The 3,006-nt window shown below is 39.7% G+C and carries 3 protein-coding genes and 1 pseudogene; 3 read left to right on the top strand and 1 reads right to left on the bottom strand.

Annotation, left to right across the window (positions count from 1 at the left end; translation table 11 throughout):
* Positions 1-101 precede the first annotated feature (101 nt).
* From CWB66_RS03430 to CWB66_RS03420, 3 genes are all read left to right on the top strand, one after another.
* Positions 102-1,289, top strand: coding sequence for a vWA domain-containing protein (locus CWB66_RS03430; protein ID WP_138584344.1), 1,188 nt, complete (start codon positions 102-104; stop codon positions 1,287-1,289).
* 407 nt (positions 1,290-1,696) lie between these two features.
* A complete protein-coding gene (locus tag CWB66_RS22180; protein ID WP_171037455.1) occupies positions 1,697-1,873 on the top strand; it encodes a hypothetical protein in 177 nt (58 codons plus the stop codon).
* An 11-nt stretch (positions 1,874-1,884) separates the two neighbouring features.
* Positions 1,885-2,637: a hypothetical protein gene (locus tag CWB66_RS03420; RefSeq protein ID WP_138584342.1), complete on the top strand. Its 753-nt coding sequence runs from the start codon at positions 1,885-1,887 to the stop codon at positions 2,635-2,637.
* A gap of 110 nt (positions 2,638-2,747) precedes the next feature.
* Here the strand turns inward: CWB66_RS03420 and CWB66_RS03415 are convergent.
* Positions 2,748-2,906, bottom strand: a pseudogene (locus CWB66_RS03415) (helix-turn-helix domain-containing protein); the annotation flags it as partial.
* Between the last annotated feature and the right edge of the window lie 100 nt (positions 2,907-3,006).

Here is a 3,006-nt window from a genome sequence, read left to right as displayed (position 1 = left end):
GGCCTATTTATGTGGAATAACCAAACTACATAGGCTCTGCCTTGCCTAAATACCAAACACACTGCTGCAAATTTAACCTCGAAAGATAAACAGGCCCTTATATGTTGATTGCATTTTTTTTCAAATTACGTGAATACCGTTTACCTGTGAGCTTGCGCGAGTTACTAGACTTAATTAACGCCTTAAAAAAAGGCGTTATATTTGCCGACGTAGACGCCTTTTACCATTTAGCACGCACCATAATGGTAAAAGACGAAACGCACTTTGACCGATTCGACAAAGCCTTTAGCGACTACTTTAGCGGTATTGCCGATCTTGATTTGCTCGAGAGCTTAAAGCAACAGCACAACTTACCTGAAGACTGGCTACGTAAAGAGTTTGAAAAAAACCTAAGCGATGAAGAAAAAGCCCAACTTAAAGCCATGGGCGGGCTCGATGAGCTTATGAAAACCCTAAAAGAGCGTTTAGAAGAGCAACAAAAACGCCACGCAGGTGGCAATAAATGGGTGGGCACTGGCGGCACATCACCTTTTGGTGCATACGGCTATAACCCAGAAGGCGTGCGCATAGGGCAAGACGGCAACCGTAACCGCCAAGCGGTAAAAGTGTGGGATAAACGAGAATACAAAAACCTCGACACCGACAGAGAAATTGGTTCGCGTACTATTAAACTCGCCCTAAAAAAACTGCGTAAGTTTGCCCGCACTGGCGCAAGCGACACGCTTGATTTAAACGAGACCATTCGCGCGACAGCTAAACAAGGCGGCATGCTTGATGTAAAAATGGCACCCGAACGCCACAATGCCGTAAAAGTATTGATGCTGTTTGATATTGGCGGCTCAATGGATGACTACATTCATACCTGCGAAGAATTATTTAGCGCAGCCCATAGCGAATTTAAACACTTAGAGTTTTACTACTTTCATAACTGTTTATACGAGCATGTTTGGCAAGACAACGCGCGCCGCCATTCAAACATCATCGACACCATGACGCTGATAAATAAATTCACCAGCGACTATAAAGTCATATTTGTTGGCGATGCCACTATGGGCCCTTACGAAATAGCCTACCCCGGCGGTTCGGTAGAACATTACAACGAAGAGCCCGGCAGTGCATGGTTACAACGTGTCACAAACCACTTTGATAAAGTCGCCTGGCTCAACCCACAACCGGTTGAACACTGGCAGTACTATCAATCGATTGGCTTTATAAAAGAGTTAATGAACAATCGCATGTATGCGCTGAGCTTGGATGGAATAAGTAGAGCGATAAAAGAGCTGAGTTAGATGCGAATTAACGACAGTTCAGTTCCAGTAGCGGACCCTCAAGGCGTTTATCTGAAACTCTGTTGGGTGGCGCCTTCGGCTTAACCAACCTACCTTTTGATGTAGGTCGGATAAGTGGCAAAGCCACGCCATCCGACAAAAATGATGAATTTACCAGAAACAACCCGACTTACCGCGTTAAGTTAATGAACAACCGCACGTATGCGCTGAGTTTAGATGGGATAAATAGAGCTATAAAAAAGCTGAGTTAGGTTTAACAAAACTTATCTGAAATTTACCATTCGCAGCAGATAATTGCTATAAAAGCATAATTTGCATAATTTGCAATCCCATGGTAATAGTTATTAGTGGTGGTAAAGTTTATACGAACATGTAAAACTCTATCCGCAATTAATAGAGGATGTAATATGTTATTTCAACTACTAAGCAGCAACCAGTACAAAAAAGAGCAACTAGAAACTGTCAATATTGATAAAGACGGAATAGTAAGTTTAAATTTAGATAATGAAGTTGTTCGCACAAAGATTAAAACTCAGATTGATAAGTTAAAAAAACTAAACGATAGCAAACAAGCTACAAAATAAAAAAGGATTTTATGGGAGCCTTAATTTTAGGCGTTGTGTTGATATTGGGCTACTTTTATCAAAGCTATCATCCTCATCGTCGACTTCGTTTAGTTCGGAGCTCTGGTTATCATATCTATTTCAAAGCTGGTTTATCTGGAGTCGTTTTTTTATTATTAGCGACTTTTACTTGGCTACTTATTGACTTTTACGATCTGCCTTCCATTGTAGTAGATAATGTTAAATACACATCTGAACTAACATTTATTGAGCAAAACATTACAAATTTGGCTGAAATAAAAGCATTTATTATCTTTATAATGGCATTTATATATTGCTATTTACATATCCTACTTTGCAGATTGTTCTCAGATAAAGAATCTGTCTATAAATCATTGACTTCAATAGCCAACGATCTAGAAATGCTTGTTGTTAATTCCACTATTGAAGTTACTCCTATAAGGATCGAGTTAGATTGTAATAAGGTCTACATAGGCTTACCGGAGACTCCTGACTTTGAATCTGGTGAAATAAAATATATAACACTCCTACCTCTGTTGAGTGGTTATGTAGATGAAAAAAAGAAGATCATTTTCAACAATAATTACTACTCGCATTATGAGGAGTACTTCAATAGCAGTAGCGAAAAAGAAACTGAACACTCGAATATAAATGATTTCTCGATAGTAATACCAGTAAGTGGGATTGTTATTGCGAGCAGATTTAGTATTGACGCTTTTATCGCATTCAGAGAAGCAAAAAAATCAGTTTTGACTACTCCATAACTTTCACAGTGACTGAACTTCAAAAAATCATGCCTTTCTTTTACCTATTAAAAGAAATAACGCAGAGTTTATCTAAACTACTCACTTACCTAGACGGGCTTCGTAAAGCTCTATAACTCAGCTATATGATCCAAGGTCTCAGGATGACGCTGCACAAGCTTTAGCAATGTTATTGCTTGGCCATTAGGTGCGCTGCGCCCTTGTTCCCAGTTTTCGAGTGTTCTTGCTGAGGTATGTAGGATGTTTGCAAATACACCGCGCGACATATTAGGGCGTGTTCATCTTTGGTGGGTGAATTTGCAGCAGTGTATTTGGTTTTTAGGCAAGGCAGAGCTTATGTAGTGTGGTTATTCCCCATAAATAGCCAAT

It is taken from the genome of Pseudoalteromonas sp. S558, assembly GCF_005886635.1.
Lineage (GTDB): Bacteria > Pseudomonadota > Gammaproteobacteria > Enterobacterales > Alteromonadaceae > Pseudoalteromonas > Pseudoalteromonas aliena.
This window is presented reverse-complemented; position numbering and strand designations above follow the sequence as displayed.

What these genes read in the sequence shown, in the direction of transcription:
- CWB66_RS03430 (WP_138584344.1), top strand. Translation starts at nt 102, where the DNA reads ATGTTGATTGCATTTTTTTTCAAATTACGTGAATACCGTTTACCTGTG.
- CWB66_RS22180 (WP_171037455.1), top strand. Translation starts at nt 1,697, where the DNA reads ATGTTATTTCAACTACTAAGCAGCAACCAGTACAAAAAAGAGCAACTA.
- CWB66_RS03420 (WP_138584342.1), top strand. Translation starts at nt 1,885, where the DNA reads ATGGGAGCCTTAATTTTAGGCGTTGTGTTGATATTGGGCTACTTTTAT.